Here is a 17,428-nt window from a genome sequence, read left to right as displayed (position 1 = left end):
GCGGCTGGGTGTAGCGTCGCCACCGTGCACTTCGTCATCATGGGCTGCGGTCGCGTCGGGTCGACCCTCGCCCGCACTCTCGGGCGCAGCGGTCACGACGTGGCCATCATCGACGCAGACGCCTCGGCGTTCCGCCGGCTCGGCACCTCGTTCGAGGGCCAGACCGTGACGGGGATCGGCTTCGACCGCGACACCCTCATCGCTGCGGGGATCCGGGAGGCCTACGCCTTCGCCGCCGTGAGCAGTGGCGACAACTCCAACATCCTCGCCGCCCGGGTCGCCCGCGAGACGTTCGGCGTCGAGCACGTCGCCGCCCGGATCTACGACCCGCAGCGTGCCATGGTCTACCAGCGCCTCGGCATCCCGACGGTCGCGACGGTCCGCTGGACCGCCGACCAGATGATCCAACGGCTCCTCCCCCAGGGCGCGATGCCCGAGCTGACCGACCCGAGCGGGAAGGTCGTCATCGCCGAGGTCCCATTGGCATCCGGCTGGATCGGCCGCCTGCTCACCGATGTCGAGGACCAGACCGGGAGCCGGGTCGCCTACGTCACCCGGCTCGGGGAGGGCACCCTCCCCCGGCCGGACATGGTGGTCCAGGAGGGCGACCTCGTGCACCTGACCGTGATGCGTGACGAGCTCGCCCGGGTCGAGCGCATCTGCGACCAGCCCCCCGCTCCCCACTGACCCGGCCCGACAGGAGAACCACCCGCATGCGCGTCGTCATCGCCGGAGCCGGGAGCGTCGGCCGCTCCATCGCCCGTGAGCTGCTCGCCAACGGCCACCAGGTCCTGCTCATCGACAAGGATGCCGACGACGTCCAGGCCTCCCGGGTCCCCGAGGCGTCCTGGCTGCTCGCCGACGCGTGCGAGCTGGCGGCGCTCGAGGAGGCCCGCCTCGAGGAGTCCGATGTCGTCGTCGCCGCGACCGGCGACGACAAGGCCAACCTCGTCCTGTCCCTGCTCGCGAAGACGGAGTTCGGGGTCCCGAGGACCGTCGCCCGGGTCAACAACCCCAAGAACGAGTGGATGTTCGACGAGTCGTGGGGGGTCGACGTCGCGGTCTCGACGCCGCGCCTCATGACGGCCCTCATCGAGGAGGCCGTCAGCATCGGCGACCTCGTGCGGATCTTCGAGTTCCAGCAGGGGCGTGCCTCGATGGTCGAGATCACCCTGCCGGAGGGCAGCCCGTTCGCCGGACGGCGCGTCGGCGACGTCGACTGGCCCGAGGACACCGTGCTCGTCGCGATCATCCGCGAGGAGCGCCCGCTCGCGCCGACGCCCGACGACGCGATCGAGGCCGGCGACGAGCTGCTCTTCATCTCGACGACCGAGCAGGAGGACCGGCTCCAGCAGCTGATCGCCCCCGGGGAGCGCCCGGGCGCCCTCGACGCCCGGCTCTGAGAGACCTCAGGCACCTGCCGGAAGGCGGCGCGCCTCGGCGGTCGGACGGCGTCAGGCAGCGTCAGCCGGCCTCGGCCGCCGCCCGACGCGCGGGGTCGATCGGCGTGTTGCCGCGCAGGAGGATCGCGCCCATCGCCGTCAGCGCCACGACGTAGGCCGGCCAGCCGAGGACGACCTTGGCCACGCCGAGCGCGCCGACCTGCTCTGCCAGGTAGAGGGGCACCATGACGGCGAGCCTCATGACGTTGAGGGCGATGAGCACCCAGGCGAGGCGCGCGGCGACCTTGACGATGCCGCGGTGTCGGCGCCACCACGCCGGGTCCTCGGCGAACGCCTCGGGCTCGGCGACGCCGACGACGAAGCCGAAGAGCGGCCACCGGGTGAGGTTGGTGACGAGGAGCAGGACGAGCAGTGCGGCGTTCTGGAGCATCCCGGGCAGGAACGCGTCCTCCGCACGACCCGAGCGCAGCGCGAAGATCGCCGAGATGCCGACGCCGGCAGCGGCATACACGATGAAGCGGGCGTCCTGGCGCTGGACGAGCCGGACGAGGAGCAGGATGCCGACGAAGACCGCCGCGATGACGAGGGAACGGCGGAGGTCCTGCGTCCTCGCCCAGGTGAGGGCGAACGCCAGGGTCGGGACGGCCGACTCGATCGCCCCACGCCACCCGCCGATGGCCTCCGAGAGCTTCTCGCGAAGGAGCTCCTCGACGGTGTCGTAACGCCGGAGGTCGGCCTCGGAGCGGGCCACCCCGTCGTCGGTCGCGTCAGCCATGGGACTGCCCCGGTCGCCCGATGATCTCGTAGGCCGGGTTGAACATCGTGATCGCGTGCCGCTGGCGGGTGGCCCGCCCGGTGGCCTGGATCGCGACACCGGGTGCGATGCCGACGATCCGGCGCCGGCCCAGCCACACGAGGTGGAGGGTGCCCGTGCCGTCCCACAGCTCGACGTCGAGGGCAGGGACGTCGACCCGCGGGCGCAGCGTCACCGAGCGGACCTCGCCGCGGACGGTCGCGCGCGACCGGAGGACGAGGTCGCCGATGTGGACGACCCCCAGGTCGCGCGACTCGCGCCGGAGCTCTGCCGAGTGCAGGTCGTCGGACGTGCGCGTCACGCGGTCGGTGAGCCGCCGGAGCACACCCGGTCGCCCGTCGGTCATGGGGTCACCGGACCTCGGTGATCTCGGGGCCCCGCTCGAACGGCCGGAGGTCGTCGAGGTGCGCCTCGGGCGCCTCCTCGGCAGGGGCCTCGGGCGCCGGCGCCTCAGGGAGGCGGAGCGGGAGCAGCTCGCGCGGCGGCATGGCCTCGCCGCCGCGGTCGATGACCGTCGTGCGGATGACGTCGTGGATCGGCGCAGCCGCGGCCGGCTCGATGGCCGCGCGGCCGCTGACGACGGCACGGAGGAACCAGCGCGGGCCGTCGACGCCGACGAACCGGGCCGGCATGAAGACGGTGCGGCCATCGGGGCCGGCCTGGGGCATGCGCGTCAGCAGCTCCTCACCGAACTCGCCCGTGACGATCTCGGCCGTGCCACCCGCATCGGTGATGCTCTTGGCGATCTCGTTGCGGATGTCGATCCACACACCCTCGGTCTTCGGGGCGGCGAACGCCTGGAGCTGGACCGCGGACTCGCCGAGGACCGCCGTGACGCCGGTGATCTGCTGCTCCTGCTCGTTGACCTCGAGCCGGAGCTCCATGCCGCCCTGGCCCTTGAGCCAGATGGAGCCGAGGTTGATGTAGTCGCTGTCGTCGTCGACGTGCGCTCGGTCGAGGGGTCCGGCGTCGCCGGCCGAAGGCGTCGACAGGGGGGCGGAGTCGATGCCGTCGGTCACCTCGTCGGTCGGGTCGTCGGTGTCGGGGCCGTCATAGGCCGCCTCGGTGTCAACGGCGTCCCGGTTCGACCTGCCCCGGCTGAAGAGTCCCACGTCATTCCGTCCTTAGTGTCGTGCTGCCCGTGTCGGGCGTGGTGTGCGGCGGGTTCTCCGGCCTCGTGCCGAATCCGCCCGTCGATCCATGTCCAGTGTCCCCCCGTGCGGTCGCGTCGAGCGAATCGACCTCGACGAACCTCGCCCGCTCGACGCGCTGGACGACGAGCTGGGCGATGCGGTCGCCCCGATGGACCGTGAAGGCCTCGCGAGGGTCGAGGTTGACGAGGTTGACGAGGATCTCGCCCCGGTAGCCCGCGTCGACGGTTCCCGGAGCGTTGACGACGGAGATCCCGTGCCGCGCGGCGAGCCCGGAGCGAGGGTGGACGAACCCGGCGTGACCGGGTGGCAGGGCGAGGGCGACGCCGGTCGGAACGAGGACCCGCTCCCCCGGTGCGAGGGTCACGTCGATGCGGGCGAGCAGGTCGGCGCCGGCGTCTCCGTCATGGGCGTAGCCGGGGACCGGCAGGTCCGGGTCGAGCCGCAGGATCGCGATGTCGACCTGAGTCCCCGGGCCTCCGGGGGTAGCACAAGGGTCGGTCACGAGGACCGACCCTACTTGCCCCCGGCTCCCGCTCAGGCTGCACACTCCGTGCAGATCATCTGACCGCCGACCTCCTTGGCCAGCTGGCTGCGGTGGTGGACCAGGAAACAGCGTCCACATGTGAACTCGTCGGCCTGCTTCGGCAGGACCCGAACCGACAGCTCCTCACCGGAGAGGTCGGCGCCGGGCAGCTCGAAACCCTCGGCCTGCTCGGTCTCGTCGACGTCGACACTCGACGAGCTCTTGTCGACACGCCGTGCCTTGAGCTCCTCGATGGAGTCCTCGTTGAGGTCGTCGTCGGTCTTGCGTGGCGCGTCGTAATCCGTTGCCATGGCTGTCTCGCTCCTCGTCGTCCTGCGCCCTGCTCGTGCTGCGCCTCGTTGTCTGTGCCGCGGAAACGTCCGCGGCCCCCTGCTTGTTCCCGAGGGAGTCCTGCCGGCGTTACATCACCGAAACATCTCGGCGTGGGCGTATGCTGCCCGATCGGCACGCGCTTGTCACCTCACTCCACGGAGTGTGGGCGGCGCGTCGCCCGATGTGCCCGTTTCAGTGGCGTTTCCGGGCCGATTCCGTACCAAGAGTTCACGATCTCTTTGCCATTTCCCTACCAAGTGGGCGGCAGGCTGGGCCTTCCGGCGGCACGGTAGGGTCGGCGGACCCGACCCCCACTCGCCCAGCCTCGGAGGTGCACCATGACGGAGTTCGTCGACCAGATCCGCACGCGCGTCAGGGACGCGCTGGAGGACCTCGCCCGGGCACGGGCCGCCGGCGACGACTACGGCGCGCAGATCCACACGGGTGAGCTCGAGTCCTTCGCCCGGCTCGCCGCGGAGAACGGCCTGCGCGTTCCCGAGCTCGAGCCCTTCCGGGCGGCCTGAGCCCAGCGCGGGTCCCGGCCCGGCGCCCGGGACGCGACTGTTCGGCTCTGTTCGGCTCTGTTCGGCTCTGTTCGGCTCTGTTCGGCTCTGTTCGGTCGTATCGGTTCGCGTCCGGGCCCGGGCCTTCGGACGCCTCCGCTCTACGCGGTGAAGAGCGACCGGACCGGCTCGACGAGGGCCGGTCCGGCAGCGACGGTGAGCACCTTGCCCGGGTGCCTGCCCTCCCCCGTCACCACGCCGCCCGCCTCCTCGACGATGAGCCACCCCGCAGCGAGGTCCCACGCGTTGATCCCCGACTCCGCGTAGGCGTCGACCGACCCCTGCGCGACGCGGACGAGGTCGAGCGCCGCGCTGCCGATCCGACGGATGTCGCGCACGGCCGGCAACACCCGGGTGAGGACCTGGGACTGGCGGGCCCGGACCTCGGCGTCGTAGCCGAACCCGGTCGCGAGCAGCGACCGGCCGAGACGGTCCTCCGCAGACACGGTCAGCCGCTCCGGCGGCGCGCCCTCGACGGGCGCCTCGGCGCGGGTCCACGCCCCACCACCTGCGCGGGCGTGGTGCACGAGCCGCAGGCTGGGGTCGGCGACCGCCCCCGCTACCGGCCTCCATGCGCCCTCGGTGTGCGCGTCGCCGACGACGACGGCGACGGACACGGCATACGCGGGGATCTCGTAGAGGTAGTTGACGGTGCCGTCGATGGGGTCGACAACCCAGGTCAGCCCCGACGTGCCGACGACGTCGGCGCCTTCCTCGCCGAGGATCCCGTCATCGGGGCGCTCCGCGAGGATGAGCCCCCGGAGCAGCTCCTCCGACCGGCGGTCCATGACCGTGACGACGTCGGTGTCCGTCGACTTGGTGGTCACGCCGAGCCGGGCCGGACGCTCGTCGCGGATGAACCGCCCGGCCTCGACGGCGACGGCGATGCACAGCCGTTCGAGGGCCTCGAGCTCCTCGGGTGCCGGGACGGCAGCCTGCTCCGACGTCATCGTGGACCCGCCGCTCAGTCGCTGCCGCACAGAGCGGGGCGGTGCTGACGCAGGTTGGGGCAGCAGCCGGGTGCGCAGACGGACGGCCGGCGGCCCTCGAAGTCGGGCACCGCCTCTCCCCTGGCCTCGGCCGCACGCTCCAGGAGGGCATCGACGAGGTCGGCGACGAAGGTCGGGTCCGTGCCGACGGTGGGAACGCGGACGAGGCGCTGGCCCAGGCGGTCGGCCGTCGCCCGGGCCTCGGTGTCGAGGTCGTAGACGACCTCCATGTGGTCGGACACGAACCCGATCGGTGCCGCCACGACGACGGACACGCCCGACGCGGCGAGCTCCTCCATCCGGTCGTTGACGTCGGGCTCGAGCCACGACTGGCTCGGGGGGCCGGAGCGCGAGCAGAAGACGAGCTCGCTGCCGAGGTCGCGACCGAGGATCCGGTTGGCCTCCTCCGTGAGGACCTCGGCCACGGCCCGGTGCTGGCGCTGGTAGAGGTGGCCGGCCCCGTCGCCCGGGCCGGACGTCTCGTCCATGGTCTCGGGGATCGAGTGGGTGACGAAGAGGAGCGCCACCTCCTCGTCGGGAACGCCGTCGATGGTGCGCAGCGACTCGACGAGCCGGCCGAGGTTGGCCCGGATGAAGCCGGGCCGGGGCGCGTACGGGCCGACCTTGTCGATGTCGATCTCGATGCCCTCCTCGCGGAGGGTCGCGACGGCGTCGGCGAGGTTCTCGCGGTACTGCCGGCAGGACGAGTAGCAGGAGTAGGCGCTCGTCGTCACGACGAGGACGCGACGGTGCCCGGCGGCATACGCCTCGCGGAGCGCGTCGGGCAGGAACGGCTCGCTGTTGCGGTTGCCCCACAGCAGGGGCGTGTCGATGTCGCGGGAGTCGAGCTCGGCACGGAGCGCGGCGAGGAGGGCGCGGTTCTGGTCGTTGATCGGGCTGCGACCGCCGAAGAGGTAGTAGTGCTCGCCGACCTCCTCGAGTCGCTCGTCGGGGATCCCGCGCCCGGCGGTGACCCGACGAAGGAAGGGGACGACCTCCTCGGGCGCCTCGGGGCCCCCGAAGCTGAGCAGGAGGATGGCGTCATAGGGCTGCATGGCTGACCACTTTCATGAGAGAGGACGAGACGGACGAAGGGGTCTCGGCGCGTTGAGGTCGAGGTGGACGGCGACGAGCCGGATGATGAAGACCAGAGCCGCCGCGGTCCACATCACCCAGTCCTGCAAGGCACCCAGCTGCGCGGCGACGACGACGATCACCGCCCCGATCGCGGCCGGGACGGCGTAGAGCTCGCGCCGGAGCACTTCCGGCACCTGGTCGGCCAGCAGGTCGCGGATCACCCCGCCACCGACGGCGGTGGTCAGGCCCACGATGACGGCGGCGATCGGCGAGACGCCGGGCGTCGTGATCGCCTTGACGCTGCCGGACACGGCGAAGGCGCCGAGGCCCGCGGCGTCGAGGACACGCACGAAGCGCGTGATCCGCCCGACCTCCGGGTGGTAGACGAACGTCACGAGGCCGCCCAGCGCGGCGGCGGCGAGCAGGCGCCAGTCGCTGATGCCCACGGGCGGGACGGCCCCGATGAGGATGTCGCGGACGATGCCGCCGCCGAGGGCCGCGGCGCACGCGAGGACGAGAACCCCGAAGAGGTCGAAGCGCTTCTTCACGGCGACCAGCCCACCGGAGAGCGCGAAGACGAACACGCCGACGAGATCGAGGGCGAGCTGAGCGGACTGGAAAGTCGTGACCATGCCGAGGCAAACGCTACCCGCTGCGGCGTGGGCGCTTTCGGTGCATGCGGGGCGATGGCATGGTGAAGGCAGCAGACGTTCGGCCGTTTCGTTCTACCGGGAGACCCCAGCCATGCAGGACCTCAGGTTCATCGGCGTCCACGAGGACGGAGGGCACCTCTTCCTCGCCGACGACCAGGGAAACCGCTACACGGTGCCCCTCGACGAGCCGCTCCGTGCGGCGGCCCGGCGGGACCGCCCCCGGATGGGGCAGCTCCAGATGGAGATCGGCGAGGTGCGGCCCAAGGACGTCCAGTCGATGATCCGCGCGGGCATGACGGCCGAGGAGGTCGCCGAGCGCTCCGGCTGGCCGGTCGAGAAGGTGCACCGCTACGAGGGTCCCATCCTCGCCGAACGTGACCACGTCGCCGGGCTGGCCCAGCAGGTCCGGCTCCGGGCCCGCGGAGGTGGTGCGGGCGCCCCGACGCTGGGAGCCCGGGTCACCGAGCGTCTGCGGTCGCGCGAGATCGACACGACGAGCGCCCGGTGGGATTCGCGCCGCAGCGAGCAGGGCGCCTGGACGGTGCTGCTGCTCTTCAACGCCGGGGGTCGCAGGCGCGAGGCGTCCTGGGACTTCGACCTGATGGCCCGCACGGTCACCGCGGTCGACGACGAGGCCCGCTGGCTGAGCGAGGACGAGGACTCCCAGTCCCCTGGGCCGATCCCGGCTCCCCATCTCGCGGGCCACGCGAGCCCGAGCGACGTCTACGACGTCGAGGCCGAGGGCGGGATCGGCTCGCCGGCCCGGCGACGCGACGGAGACACCGTCGATCTCATGGCGGCCATGCGTGAGCGCAGCGCCCAACGGGGGCGCCGCCGACGGCCCCGGGCCACCGAGGTGCCGGGCATCGAGCACGCCCCCGAGGAGGCGCTCCCGCTCGAGCCGCTCGCCCGGGACCCCCGCACGCTCGCCCCGCCGCCCGCGGCCCACACGCATCCGGAGGACGACCCGGACGTCCGCAAGCCCGGGTCCCGCCCGGCGCCGTCGCGCGCGTCCGGATCCCGCACGCCGAAGCCCGCCGGCCGTTCCCGTTCGCCCAAGGTGCCCGTTGATCCCGAGGACGCCGTGGCTGTCGACGACGATGCCGACGCGAACCTCGGCGATCTCGGGGCCGACCTCAGGGCCGACCTCGATGGGCTCGGCAACGACCTTGACGGGCTCAGGCACGACCTCGCCGACGACGACGACCTCGACGACATCGACGACGAGCTGGTCGAGGAGCCCGACGTCTTCGACGACGTCGAGGCCCGCGTCGAACCGGCCAGGCCTGCGGCGCGGGCGGTTCCGCGGCCGTCGACGACGCGCCGGTCGGGCCGGCCCAGCGTGCCGAGCTGGGACGACATCATGTTCGGCCGCCGGGGCGAGTGACCACCCGCACCCGACCGGCGCACGGGTATGCCGCTCGGCCGGGTCGGCGCCCGAAGCTCAGTCGGCCTTGCTGACAGGTCTCAGTCGGCCTGCGTGATGGGCAACGACGGCAGCGGGCAGACCTCGAGGTCGAACGGCAGCACCTCCGGGGAGAGCGCGGCAGCCCGCGCCGCGTGGGAGGTCATCCGCCGCATGTAGTGGCGACGGCAGAGCACCTCGTACTCGACGAGGCCGGTCGTGCCGGGTTTCGTGTCACCGACGACGACCTGCTCGCCCTCGACGACCATCGAGCCGTCGAGGACGCGGGCGTTCGTCGTCGCCTTGCGGCCGCACCAGCACAGGGCCTCGACCTGGAGGACCTCGACCCGGTCGGCGAGCTCGATGAGCCGCTTGCTGCCGGGGAAGAGCTCGGTGCGGAAGTCGGCCGTGATGCCGAAGGCGAAGACGTCGATCTCCATCTCGTCGACGGCACGAGCGAGCTGCTCGACCTGCTCGCCGGTGTAGAACTGGGCCTCGTCGCAGATGAGGTAGTCGATGCGCTGGCCGGCGGTCGCCCGCTCGACGATCGACTCCCAGAAGTCGAGGTCGTCGGACACCTCGAGGGCGCCCGTCGACAGCCCGAGCCGCGACGAGAGGACGTTGGCGCCCGCCCGGTCCATCTTCGTGAAGATGAGGCCGACGCGGCCTCGCGCCGCGTGGTTGTGGTCCATCTGCAGGGCCAGGGTCGACTTGCCGCAGTCCATGGTGCCGGAGAAGAAGACGAGCTCAGCCACGGGGCACCACCTTAGGACCCGCGGCGCGGCGGAACCACGATGACGGGCACCGCGATCTCTGCCTCGCTCGTCGAGCCGTGCAGGCCGAGGAGCCGGACGAGCTCGGGGCGCATGAGGCCGCTGTGGACGACGGCGAAGCTGCCCCGCATCGAGACGATGACGTCGCCGATCCGACCGAGCACCGCCGGACGCACCGGACCGAACCAGCCCTCGTCGACGGCCTGCTCACGGGTCAGGACGGCCGCCCGGGTCCCGAGCCGCTCGGTCCAGGTCGACACGACGTCGGCGGCCGCACCCTGCTCGGCGTAGAGCTGGAGGCTGCGTGGCTCACCCCCGAGATGGCGGACGCCGCTCATCAGCGCCGGCTCGTGGACGAGGTCGATGCGGTCGGTGAAGGGGACGTCGACCATGCCGTGGTCGGCGGTGATGACGATCGAGGTGTCGTCGGGCACCCGTGCGGCGAGGCGGGCGAGGGCTGCGTCGACGGCCTCGACCTCGTCGCCCCACTGCCAGGACTGGCACCCGTGGACGTGGCCCACCTTGTCGACCTCGCCCCAGTAGAGGTACACGAGCGCCCGACGGCTGGCGCGCACGGCCGCGACGGCGGCGTCGACCCGCTCGTCGAGGGTGCGGCCCGATGCGAAGCGGGCTCCGCGCAGGGTCGCCGTCGTCAGGCCGGAGCCGTCGAAGTAGTGCGGGCCGACCATCGTGACCTCGACACCCGCACCGGTGACGCCCTCGAAGACCGTCTCGTGCGGCTGCCAGAGCCGCGGGTCGGGGCCGCCCTCCCACGAGAGCTCGTTGAGGAGCCGGTCGGTCTGAGGGTCGAGGACCTGCATGCCGACGAGACCGTGTGCTCCCGGCAGCAGGCCGGTGCCGAAGCTGCCCATCGACGTGGCCGTCGTCGTGGGGAAGCCGCACGGGACACGGTGGGTCTCGGGAAAGTGGGCGCGGAGGAACGGGGCGTGGCCGCTGCGCTGGCGGAGCAGGTCGTGACCGAGCCCGTCGACGAGGACCACGACGGTGCGCGGGACCTCGGGCAGGTCGAAGACGTCGCGAGCGGCATACCGCGCGACCCCGAGGCGGTCGGCCACGGACGGCAGGACCGAGGCGAGCGTCCCCCTCGACCAGTCGGGCGCGGCGGGAGTCTGGTCGGTCACAGGGGGGCCCGGCCCCCGATGCTCGCCGAGAGGATGCGTGCGAACTCGAGGGCACGGTCGACCGCGGCCTCGCCGTCGGCTGCAGCGCTGACGCGCAGCGAGATGTCGTCGGAGGCGATGGTGCCCTCGAACCCGTGGTCCGACGTGCAGTCGGGGTCGCCGCACTGCGCCGGAAGCAGGTCGAGCCGGCTCACCGCGCCCCAGCCCAACGTCAGGGTGAGGTCCCGTGAGTGAGTGCCGGGGGTGAAGGTCTCGGGCTGCGCGACGACGTGGGTCAGCATCACACCGCGGACCGCGCCGAGCGGGACGGTCTCGGTCGTCGCCGTCGCCATGGGCCGGTCGTCGCTCTCGGCGTGGTCGTCGGCGTGGGCGATGACGAGGCGCCCGGGCGTGATGATGAGCACCGTGACGTGGCGCCGGACGGTGTCGTGGTCGAACGTGGTCTCCTGGTGGACGAGGTGCGAGCGCACCTCGTCGCCGGCGACCGCCGACTCCACGACGTCACAGACGAGTGCCGGGTAGTAGCCGGCGCGGGTGATGGCTTCGGTGAGGTCCTCGGGAAGGGCACCAGGACCCTGGGTGACGCGACGCATACCCCCATCCTTGCACTCGATCCGGCACGCCCCGATCACGTCATCCGGCGGCGCCCGGGATCCTTGCGCACGAGCGCGGGCCGCACGACGATGTCGGCGCCGAGCACGTCGACCCCGCCCGTCCAGGCGTTGACGGGGTTGAGCTCGACCGAGGACAGGTCCGGGTGGTTGTCGGCGAGGACCGACAGCCGGGCGATGAGGTCGCTGAGCGCGGCTCGGTGGACGGGCGCGGCACCCCGGTGGCCCGCCAGCAGCGGCGCGGCCTTGACGCCGTCGATGAGGTCGGTGACGTCGACGTCGGTGAGCGGCGGGATCCGGTATGCGACGTCGTCGAGCAGCTCGGTCGGCGGCCCGGCCACGGAGAAGCTGACCACGGGCCCGAAGAGCGGGTCCTCGCTCGCCTTGAGCACGCACGAGACGCCGGGCACGGCCATCCGCTGCACGACGAACCGGTCGGCGTCGAGCGGGCCGAGCCGCTCGGTGAGCGAGGCGTGGGCGTCGCGGACGGCGTCGGCGTCCACGAGGTCGCCTCGTACGCCGACGAGGCCCGGCTGGTGCCGGACGAGCGGTGAGGTCGACTTGAGGATGACCGGGTAGGTCAGCTCCTCCGCGGCCTCGACGGCGGCATCGACCCCAGTCACCTCGAGGGCCGGCCAGACCCGGATGCCGTAGGAGGAGAGCAGCTCGCGGGTCTCGTCGCGCCGCAGGGCCCGACCCTCCGGGTGCTCGGCGAGGACCGCGTCGATGAGCCCTTCGGCCCGGGCGCGGTCGATCCCCACGGGGGCCACCGGCGTGCCGCGGTCGCGAGAGCGCCACTGGGCGTACCGGGTCACGGCATTGAGCGCCCGGATGCCGTCCTCGGGCATGCCGTAGGACGGCACGGAGCGGCTCACCCCGTCGTGCTGGACGTAGTCAAGGCCACCGTCGACCCCGCGCATGCCGAGGAAGGTCGCGACGCAGGGCTTCTCGTACTTCGCGACGACCGTCCGGACCGCGGTCGACACCTCCTCGTCGAGGGTGACGAGCGGAGGGATGAACGCGGCCACCACGCTGTCGACCTCCGGGTCCGCGAAGGCCGCGTCGAGAGCGGCGGCGAACTCCTCGGCCGAGGCCTGCGGCAGGAGCGACACCGGTCCATGGGTCACCTTGAGGCCCCAGCTGAGGCACGCGCTCCCACTGAGTGCGCCCAGGGCGTCGGAGTTGCCGACGATCGCGACCCGGTCGCCGCGGGGCATCGGCTGGTGGAGGGTCAGCTGGGCGACGTCGAAGAGCTGGTGGACGTTCTCCACCCGGATGACGCCGGCCTGGCGCAGCAGGGCACGGAAGGCCTGCGGAGGGACGTTCGTCGTCCGGGTGCGGTGCCCGGGCGGGGCGGCGAAGCTCGAGACGCCCGACGACACGGCGATGACGGGCTTGACCGAGGCGAGGTGGCGGGCGATCCGCGAGAACTTGCGCGGGTTGCCCATCGACTCGAGGTAGAGCCCGACGGTGTCGGTCTCCGGGTCGTCGATCCAGTACTGCATGAGGTCGTTGCCGGACACGTCGACGCGGTTGCCGGCCGAGGCGAACACGGAGATCCCGAGCCCTCGGCGGGCAGCGGACGCGAGGACCGCCACCCCGAGCGCGCCACTCTGGGCGAAGAGCCCGAGACGTCCGGTCCCGGGGATCACCGGTGCGAGGGAGGCGTTGAGGCGCACGGACGGGTCGTTGTTGATCAGGCCGAAGCTGTTGGGCCCGACGATGCGCATCCCGGCCCGTCGCACCCTCTTGCGCAGCTTCTCCTGGAGCTTGACGCCCTCGTCGCCAGCCTCGGCGAATCCGGACGAGAGGACGAGCAGCGCCTTGACCCCCGCCTTGCGGCAGTCCTTGACGACCTCGAGGGTCTGGGCGGCCGGCACGACCACGACGGCGAGGTCGACGGGACCGGGCACCTCCCGGATCGAGCGGTAGGCCCGCACACCCTGGATCTGGTCGGCCTCGGGATGGATCGGGTAGAGCTCGCCCTGGTAGCCGGCCGCGAGGATGTTGCTCATGACGAGCGCCCCGATCGACTCATCGCGGCGGCTCGCGCCGATGACGGCGACCCGCTCGGGGAAGAGGATCGTGCGGACGCTGCGCGCCTCCGCACGGTGCTCGCGGGAGAGCTGGACCGCCTTGCTCTGCTCGGTGGGCAGGATGAAGAAGGAGACCTCGACGACGCCGTCCTCGATGTGGTGCGAGACCTCGTAGCCGGCCTCCTTGAAGACGGTCAGCATCTTGCGGTTCTGCGGCAGGACCTCGGCCGTGAACCGCGTGATCCCGAACTCCTGCGCGATCGCGGCAAGGTGCTCGAGCATGACCGAGCCGATGCCCTTGCCCTGGTAGTGGTCGGAGATGTTGAAGGCGACCTCGGCAGAGGTCGGGTCGACCCGGTCGTAGCGGCCGATCCCGATGATCTCGCCGTCGAGGGTCGCCACGAGCGCGACCCGGTCGTGGTGGTCGACGTGGGTGAACCGGTAGACGTCCTTGTCGCTCAGCTCGCGGAGCGGCGCGAAGAAGCGCAGGTAGATCGACTCGGCCGACTGGCGGCTGTGGAAGGCACGGACCCGGTCGGCATCTGCGGGCGTGATCGCCCGGATGTGGGCCACCGTCCCGTCCTTGAGCACGACGTCCGCCTCCCACTCGAGAGGGGCCGGGTGCTCGACCTCGGGCCGGGGCTCGTCGACGGGAGCGCCCGCGCCCGGCTGACCTGTCAGGTCACGACCGTCCGCCATGGGCTCATCGTGTCATGCCCGACGGACGGCCGCCTCGAGTGCGAGGCTGGTCGCCATGGAGTTCTCCGAGGTCGTCCGTCGACGCCGCATGGTCCGCCGCTACGACCCCGACCGGCCGGTGCCGGACGAGGTCGTCGAGAGGTGTCTTGCCAACGCCGTCCGCGCCCCCAGCGCCGGGTTCTCCCAGGGCTGGGACTTCGTCGTCCTCACGACGGAGGACGAGCGCGAGGCGTTCTGGAGGGTGACGACGGACGAGGGCGCTCCGAGCGACGCCTGGCTGAGCGGCATACGGGCTGCTCCGGTGCTCGTGCTGTGCCTCTCCGACAAGGAGGCGTACCTCGAGCGCTACGCCGCCCCCGACAAGGGGTGGACCGACCGCGACGAGGCGCGCTGGCCCGTCCCCTACTGGGACGTCGACACGGGGATGGCCTCGCTCCTCATCCTGCTCACGGCCGTCGACGAGGGCCTCGGCGGGCTCTTCTTCGGCGTCCCGCCGGAGCGGCAGGCTGCGGTCAAGGAGGCCTTCACCATCCCCTCGGGGCGAGGGATCGTCGGCGTCGTGTCGATGGGGTATGCCGTCCCGGGCCCGAAGAGCCCCAGCCTCCGACGCCACCGGCGGGGAGCGTCCGAGGTCGGCCACTGGGGTCGTTTCGGCGTGGCACGTGAGGACCACTGACCGGCCTGCGCGAAGATGGGGCGTTACCCCGCGACACGGCAAGGAGCAGGACCCGGCATGGCCCGACGCACCACCACCCCGCCTCCCCCCGAGGACTTCGAGGAGAAGATCGTCGGCATCGACGTCGAGGAGGAGATGCAGAACGCCTTCCTCGAGTACTCCTACAGCGTCATCTACTCGCGGGCCCTCCCCGACGCCCGTGACGGCCTGAAGCCGGTCCAGCGCCGCATCCTCTACGGCGCCAACGAGCTCGGCCTGCGTCCCGACCGCGGCCACGTCAAGAGCCAGCGCGTCGTCGGCGAGGTGATGGGCAAGTACCACCCGCACGGCGACCAGGCGATCTACGACGCCCTCGTGCGCATGGCCCAGCCCTTCACCCTGCGCCTGCCGCTCATCGACGGGCACGGCAACTTCGGCTCGCTCGACGACGGCCCCGCGGCGGCCCGCTACACCGAGGCACGGATGGCGAGCGCCGCCCTGCTCATGGTCTCGGGGCTCGACGAGGACACGGTCGACTTCGTCCCCAACTACGACGACACGCAGTACCAGCCCGGGGTGCTGCCCGCGGCCTACCCCAACCTCCTCGTCAACGGCGCCGCCGGTATCGCCGTCGGCATGGCGACCAACATGGCCCCGCACAACCTCGTCGAAGTCATCGGCGCGGCCCGGCACCTCATCGCCAACCCGACCTGCTCGCTCGAGGACCTGATGAAGTTCGTCCCCGGGCCCGACCTGCCCTGCGGCGGCAAGATCATCGGCCTCGAGGGCATCCGCGACGCCTACCTGACGGGTCGGGGCAGCTTCCGCACGCGTGCCACCGCCCGGATCGAGTCGATCACGCCGCGCCGCAAGGGCATCGTCGTGACCGAGCTGCCCTATCTCGTCGGCCCCGAGAAGGTCATCGAGAAGATCCGCGACCTCGTCCAGGCCAAGAAGCTCCAGGGCATCAGCGACCTCAAGGACCTGTCCGACCGGCAGCACGGCCTGCGCCTCGTCATCGAGGTCAAGAACGGCTTCAACCCCGAGGCCGTCCTCGAGCAGCTCTACAAGCTGACGCCGATGGAGGAGAACTTCGGCATCAACAACGTGGCGCTCGTCGACGGCCAGCCGCGCACCATGGGGCTCAAGGAGCTGTTGCGTGTCTACGTCGACTTCCGGACCGACGTCGTGCGCCGTCGGAGCGCCTACCGCCTCGCGAAGCGGGAGGAGCGCCTGCACCTCGTCGAGGGCCTGCTGATCGCGATCGTCGACATCGACGAGGTCATCCAGCTGATCCGGTCGTCCGACGACGCCGCGACGGCCAAGGCCCGTCTGATGGACGTCTTCGACCTCTCCGACGCGCAGGCGACCTACATCCTCGACCTCCAGCTGCGCCGGCTGACCAAGTTCTCGCGGATCGAGCTCGAGGCGGAGAAGGACGAGCTCGAGCGCGCGATCGAGGAGCTGCGCGCCCTCCTCGACAACGAGAAGCTCCTCCTCAAGCTCGTGTCCACCGAGCTCGGGGAGGTCGCCAAGGCCCACGGCACGCCGCGACGGACCGTCCTGCTCGAGAGCTCCGGCGCCAACGCGTCTGCCACCTCGGCCACGCCGCTCGAGATCACCGACGACCCCTGCTGGGTGCTGCTGTCCTCGACCGGGCTGCTCGCGCGCACCGCGACCGCCGACCTGGTCTCGGCCGAGGGCTCCCGGTCGAAGCACGACGCGGTGATCGGCGCCGTCCGCACGACCGCCCGCGGTGAGTTCGGCCTCGTGACGAGCGCCGGCCGGATGGTGCGGCTCTCTGCCCTCGACCTGCCCACGCTCCCCCCGACCAACGGTGCGCCGAGCCTCTCCGGCGGTGCGCCGCTCGCGGCCTACGTCGACCTGCCCAAGGGTGAGGAGCCCGTCACGATCGTGCCGATCGGGATCGACGCGCCCGTCTTCGCCGTCGGAACCGCAGCGGGCGTCGTCAAGCGCGTCACCCCCGACGCGCCGAAGAACGGCGAGTGGGACATCATCAGCCTGAGGGACGGCGACCGTGTCGTCGGCGCCGGGGTCGCCGCCGACGACCTCGACCTGGTGTTCATCACCACCGACGCCCAGCTGCTCCGCTTCCCCGCGCGGTCGGTGCGGCCGCAGGGCCGGAGCGCGGGGGGCATGGCCGGGATCAAGCTCGCGACCGGCGCCTCGGCGATCTTCTTCGGCATCGTCGACCCCGCCAAGGAGGGTGTCGTCGTCACGTCGGCCGGTTCGTCGGGCGCGCTGCCGGGCACCGAGGGCGGTTCGCTCAAGGTCACCCCGTATGCCGAGTACCCGCCGAAGGGGCGCGCCACCGGCGGCGTCCGTTGCCAGCGCTTCCTCAAGGGCGAGGACACCCTCGTGCTCGCGTTCGCGGGCAACACGCCGGCGCGCGCCGCGGCAGCCAACGGGGTCGCGATCGACCTGCCACCCGCCGACGGGCGGCGAGACGGGTCGGGGACGCCGACCACCGCCGTCATCGCCCACGTCGTTGCGCCGGTCGCGGGTTCAGTCGATCCCGACGTCGATCCCGACGTCGATCCCGACGTCGACCGCGTCGTCGACCCGGCGAGCGACTGA

The 17,428-nt window shown here is 72.0% G+C and carries 18 protein-coding genes; 6 read left to right on the top strand and 12 right to left on the bottom strand.

Annotated features, from left to right (window positions below):
• The first annotated feature begins 24 nt into the window (after positions 1-24).
• Together N865_RS09115 and N865_RS09110 are read left to right on the top strand one after the other, a co-directional pair.
• Complete coding sequence (locus N865_RS09115; RefSeq protein ID WP_034804476.1) at positions 25-687, top strand: potassium channel family protein; 663 nt, start codon at positions 25-27, stop codon at positions 685-687.
• Between the two features lie 26 nt (positions 688-713).
• Entirely contained in the window at positions 714-1,403 is a 690-nt protein-coding gene (locus tag N865_RS09110) for a potassium channel family protein (protein WP_034804473.1), read from the top strand.
• A 61-nt stretch (positions 1,404-1,464) separates the two neighbouring features.
• Here the strand turns inward: N865_RS09110 and N865_RS09105 are convergent, their stop codons facing one another.
• Genes N865_RS09105 through N865_RS09085 form a run of 5 tightly spaced genes read right to left on the bottom strand, consistent with a single transcriptional unit; the run spans position 1,465 to position 4,205 of the window.
• Complete coding sequence (locus N865_RS09105) at positions 1,465-2,178, bottom strand: DUF3159 domain-containing protein (RefSeq protein WP_051510395.1); 714 nt, start codon at positions 2,176-2,178, stop codon at positions 1,465-1,467.
• Entirely contained in the window at positions 2,171-2,563 is a 393-nt protein-coding gene (locus N865_RS09100) for an OB-fold nucleic acid binding domain-containing protein (RefSeq protein ID WP_034804470.1), read from the bottom strand. Before N865_RS09100 ends, N865_RS09105 begins: the two co-directional genes overlap by 8 nt.
• A gap of 4 nt (positions 2,564-2,567) precedes the next feature.
• Positions 2,568-3,329: a DUF3710 domain-containing protein gene (locus tag N865_RS09095; protein WP_034804466.1), complete on the bottom strand. Its 762-nt coding sequence runs from the start codon at positions 3,327-3,329 to the stop codon at positions 2,568-2,570.
• A 1-nt stretch (position 3,330) separates the two neighbouring features.
• A complete protein-coding gene (dut, locus tag N865_RS09090) occupies positions 3,331-3,873 on the bottom strand; it encodes a dUTP diphosphatase (RefSeq protein WP_051510394.1) in 543 nt (180 codons plus the stop codon).
• Positions 3,874-3,905: 32 nt separating this feature from the next.
• On the bottom strand, positions 3,906-4,205 hold the full coding sequence (locus N865_RS09085; RefSeq protein WP_034804463.1) for a DUF4193 domain-containing protein: 300 nt from the start codon (positions 4,203-4,205) through the stop codon (positions 3,906-3,908).
• Between the two features lie 360 nt (positions 4,206-4,565).
• On the opposite strand from N865_RS09085, the gene N865_RS09080 reads away from it, so the two are divergent.
• Complete coding sequence (locus N865_RS09080; RefSeq protein WP_034804460.1) at positions 4,566-4,751, top strand: hypothetical protein; 186 nt, start codon at positions 4,566-4,568, stop codon at positions 4,749-4,751.
• A gap of 140 nt (positions 4,752-4,891) precedes the next feature.
• Here N865_RS09080 and N865_RS09075 read toward each other — a convergent pair whose 3' ends face one another.
• From N865_RS09075 to N865_RS09065, 3 genes are read right to left on the bottom strand one after another with little or no spacing between them, the layout of a single operon-like run.
• Positions 4,892-5,740 (bottom strand): inositol monophosphatase family protein, encoded by an 849-nt coding sequence (locus N865_RS09075; protein WP_034804457.1) that lies wholly within the window; start codon positions 5,738-5,740, stop codon positions 4,892-4,894.
• A gap of 14 nt (positions 5,741-5,754) precedes the next feature.
• Positions 5,755-6,834, bottom strand: coding sequence for a ferrochelatase (locus N865_RS09070; RefSeq protein ID WP_034804454.1), 1,080 nt, complete (start codon positions 6,832-6,834; stop codon positions 5,755-5,757).
• 12 nt (positions 6,835-6,846) lie between these two features.
• Positions 6,847-7,488 carry a trimeric intracellular cation channel family protein gene (locus N865_RS09065; protein ID WP_034804452.1) on the bottom strand — a complete coding sequence of 214 codons (642 nt, stop codon included), beginning with the start codon at positions 7,486-7,488 and terminating at the stop codon, positions 6,847-6,849.
• A gap of 112 nt (positions 7,489-7,600) precedes the next feature.
• Here N865_RS09065 and sepH point away from each other — a divergent pair, with 112 nt between their 5' ends.
• Positions 7,601-8,896 carry a septation protein SepH gene (gene sepH / locus N865_RS21720; RefSeq protein ID WP_051510393.1) on the top strand — a complete coding sequence of 432 codons (1,296 nt, stop codon included), beginning with the start codon at positions 7,601-7,603 and terminating at the stop codon, positions 8,894-8,896.
• 80 nt (positions 8,897-8,976) lie between these two features.
• On the opposite strand, the gene N865_RS09055 is transcribed toward sepH, so the two are convergent.
• From N865_RS09055 to N865_RS09040, 4 genes are read right to left on the bottom strand one after another with little or no spacing between them, the layout of a single operon-like run.
• Complete coding sequence (locus N865_RS09055) at positions 8,977-9,669, bottom strand: thymidine kinase (protein ID WP_034804449.1); 693 nt, start codon at positions 9,667-9,669, stop codon at positions 8,977-8,979.
• 11 nt (positions 9,670-9,680) lie between these two features.
• Positions 9,681-10,829 (bottom strand): alkaline phosphatase family protein, encoded by a 1,149-nt coding sequence (locus N865_RS09050; RefSeq protein WP_034804447.1) that lies wholly within the window; start codon positions 10,827-10,829, stop codon positions 9,681-9,683.
• Positions 10,826-11,422 carry a DUF5998 family protein gene (locus N865_RS09045; RefSeq protein ID WP_034804444.1) on the bottom strand — a complete coding sequence of 199 codons (597 nt, stop codon included), beginning with the start codon at positions 11,420-11,422 and terminating at the stop codon, positions 10,826-10,828. The genes N865_RS09050 and N865_RS09045 overlap by 4 nt, the downstream gene beginning before the upstream one ends.
• 35 nt (positions 11,423-11,457) lie before the next feature.
• Positions 11,458-14,175 (bottom strand): bifunctional acetate--CoA ligase family protein/GNAT family N-acetyltransferase, encoded by a 2,718-nt coding sequence (locus N865_RS09040; protein ID WP_084328087.1) that lies wholly within the window; start codon positions 14,173-14,175, stop codon positions 11,458-11,460.
• Positions 14,176-14,230: 55 nt separating this feature from the next.
• On the opposite strand from N865_RS09040, the gene N865_RS09035 reads away from it, so the two are divergent.
• Both N865_RS09035 and N865_RS09030 read left to right on the top strand, forming a co-directional pair.
• Positions 14,231-14,851, top strand: coding sequence for a nitroreductase family protein (locus tag N865_RS09035; protein ID WP_034804442.1), 621 nt, complete (start codon positions 14,231-14,233; stop codon positions 14,849-14,851).
• A gap of 57 nt (positions 14,852-14,908) precedes the next feature.
• Positions 14,909-17,428 (top strand): DNA gyrase/topoisomerase IV subunit A, encoded by a 2,520-nt coding sequence (locus tag N865_RS09030; protein WP_084328086.1) that lies wholly within the window; start codon positions 14,909-14,911, stop codon positions 17,426-17,428.

Source organism: Intrasporangium oryzae NRRL B-24470 (assembly GCF_000576595.1).
In the GTDB taxonomy this organism is placed as follows: Bacteria; Actinomycetota; Actinomycetes; order Actinomycetales; family Dermatophilaceae; genus Intrasporangium_C; species Intrasporangium_C oryzae.
The sequence above is the reverse complement of the archived record's forward strand: the minus strand, read 5'-3'. Positions and strand labels throughout refer to the sequence as shown.

Excerpts from the sequence above, each read along its gene's own strand:
- N865_RS09070 (WP_034804454.1), bottom strand. The coding sequence starts at position 6,834 with ATGCAGCCCTATGACGCCATCCTCCTGCTCAGCTTCGGGGGCCCCGAG.
- N865_RS09080 (WP_034804460.1), top strand. The coding sequence starts at position 4,566 with ATGACGGAGTTCGTCGACCAGATCCGCACGCGCGTCAGGGACGCGCTG.
- sepH (WP_051510393.1), top strand. The coding sequence starts at position 7,601 with ATGCAGGACCTCAGGTTCATCGGCGTCCACGAGGACGGAGGGCACCTC.
- N865_RS09100 (WP_034804470.1), bottom strand. The coding sequence starts at position 2,563 with ATGACCGACGGGCGACCGGGTGTGCTCCGGCGGCTCACCGACCGCGTG.
- N865_RS09075 (WP_034804457.1), bottom strand. The coding sequence starts at position 5,740 with ATGACGTCGGAGCAGGCTGCCGTCCCGGCACCCGAGGAGCTCGAGGCC.
- N865_RS09040 (WP_084328087.1), bottom strand. The coding sequence starts at position 14,175 with ATGGCGGACGGTCGTGACCTGACAGGTCAGCCGGGCGCGGGCGCTCCC.
- N865_RS09030 (WP_084328086.1), top strand. The coding sequence starts at position 14,909 with ATGGCCCGACGCACCACCACCCCGCCTCCCCCCGAGGACTTCGAGGAG.
- N865_RS09105 (WP_051510395.1), bottom strand. The coding sequence starts at position 2,178 with ATGGCTGACGCGACCGACGACGGGGTGGCCCGCTCCGAGGCCGACCTC.
- N865_RS09035 (WP_034804442.1), top strand. The coding sequence starts at position 14,231 with ATGGAGTTCTCCGAGGTCGTCCGTCGACGCCGCATGGTCCGCCGCTAC.
- N865_RS09065 (WP_034804452.1), bottom strand. The coding sequence starts at position 7,488 with ATGGTCACGACTTTCCAGTCCGCTCAGCTCGCCCTCGATCTCGTCGGC.
- N865_RS09045 (WP_034804444.1), bottom strand. The coding sequence starts at position 11,422 with ATGCGTCGCGTCACCCAGGGTCCTGGTGCCCTTCCCGAGGACCTCACC.
- N865_RS09110 (WP_034804473.1), top strand. The coding sequence starts at position 714 with ATGCGCGTCGTCATCGCCGGAGCCGGGAGCGTCGGCCGCTCCATCGCC.
- N865_RS09085 (WP_034804463.1), bottom strand. The coding sequence starts at position 4,205 with ATGGCAACGGATTACGACGCGCCACGCAAGACCGACGACGACCTCAAC.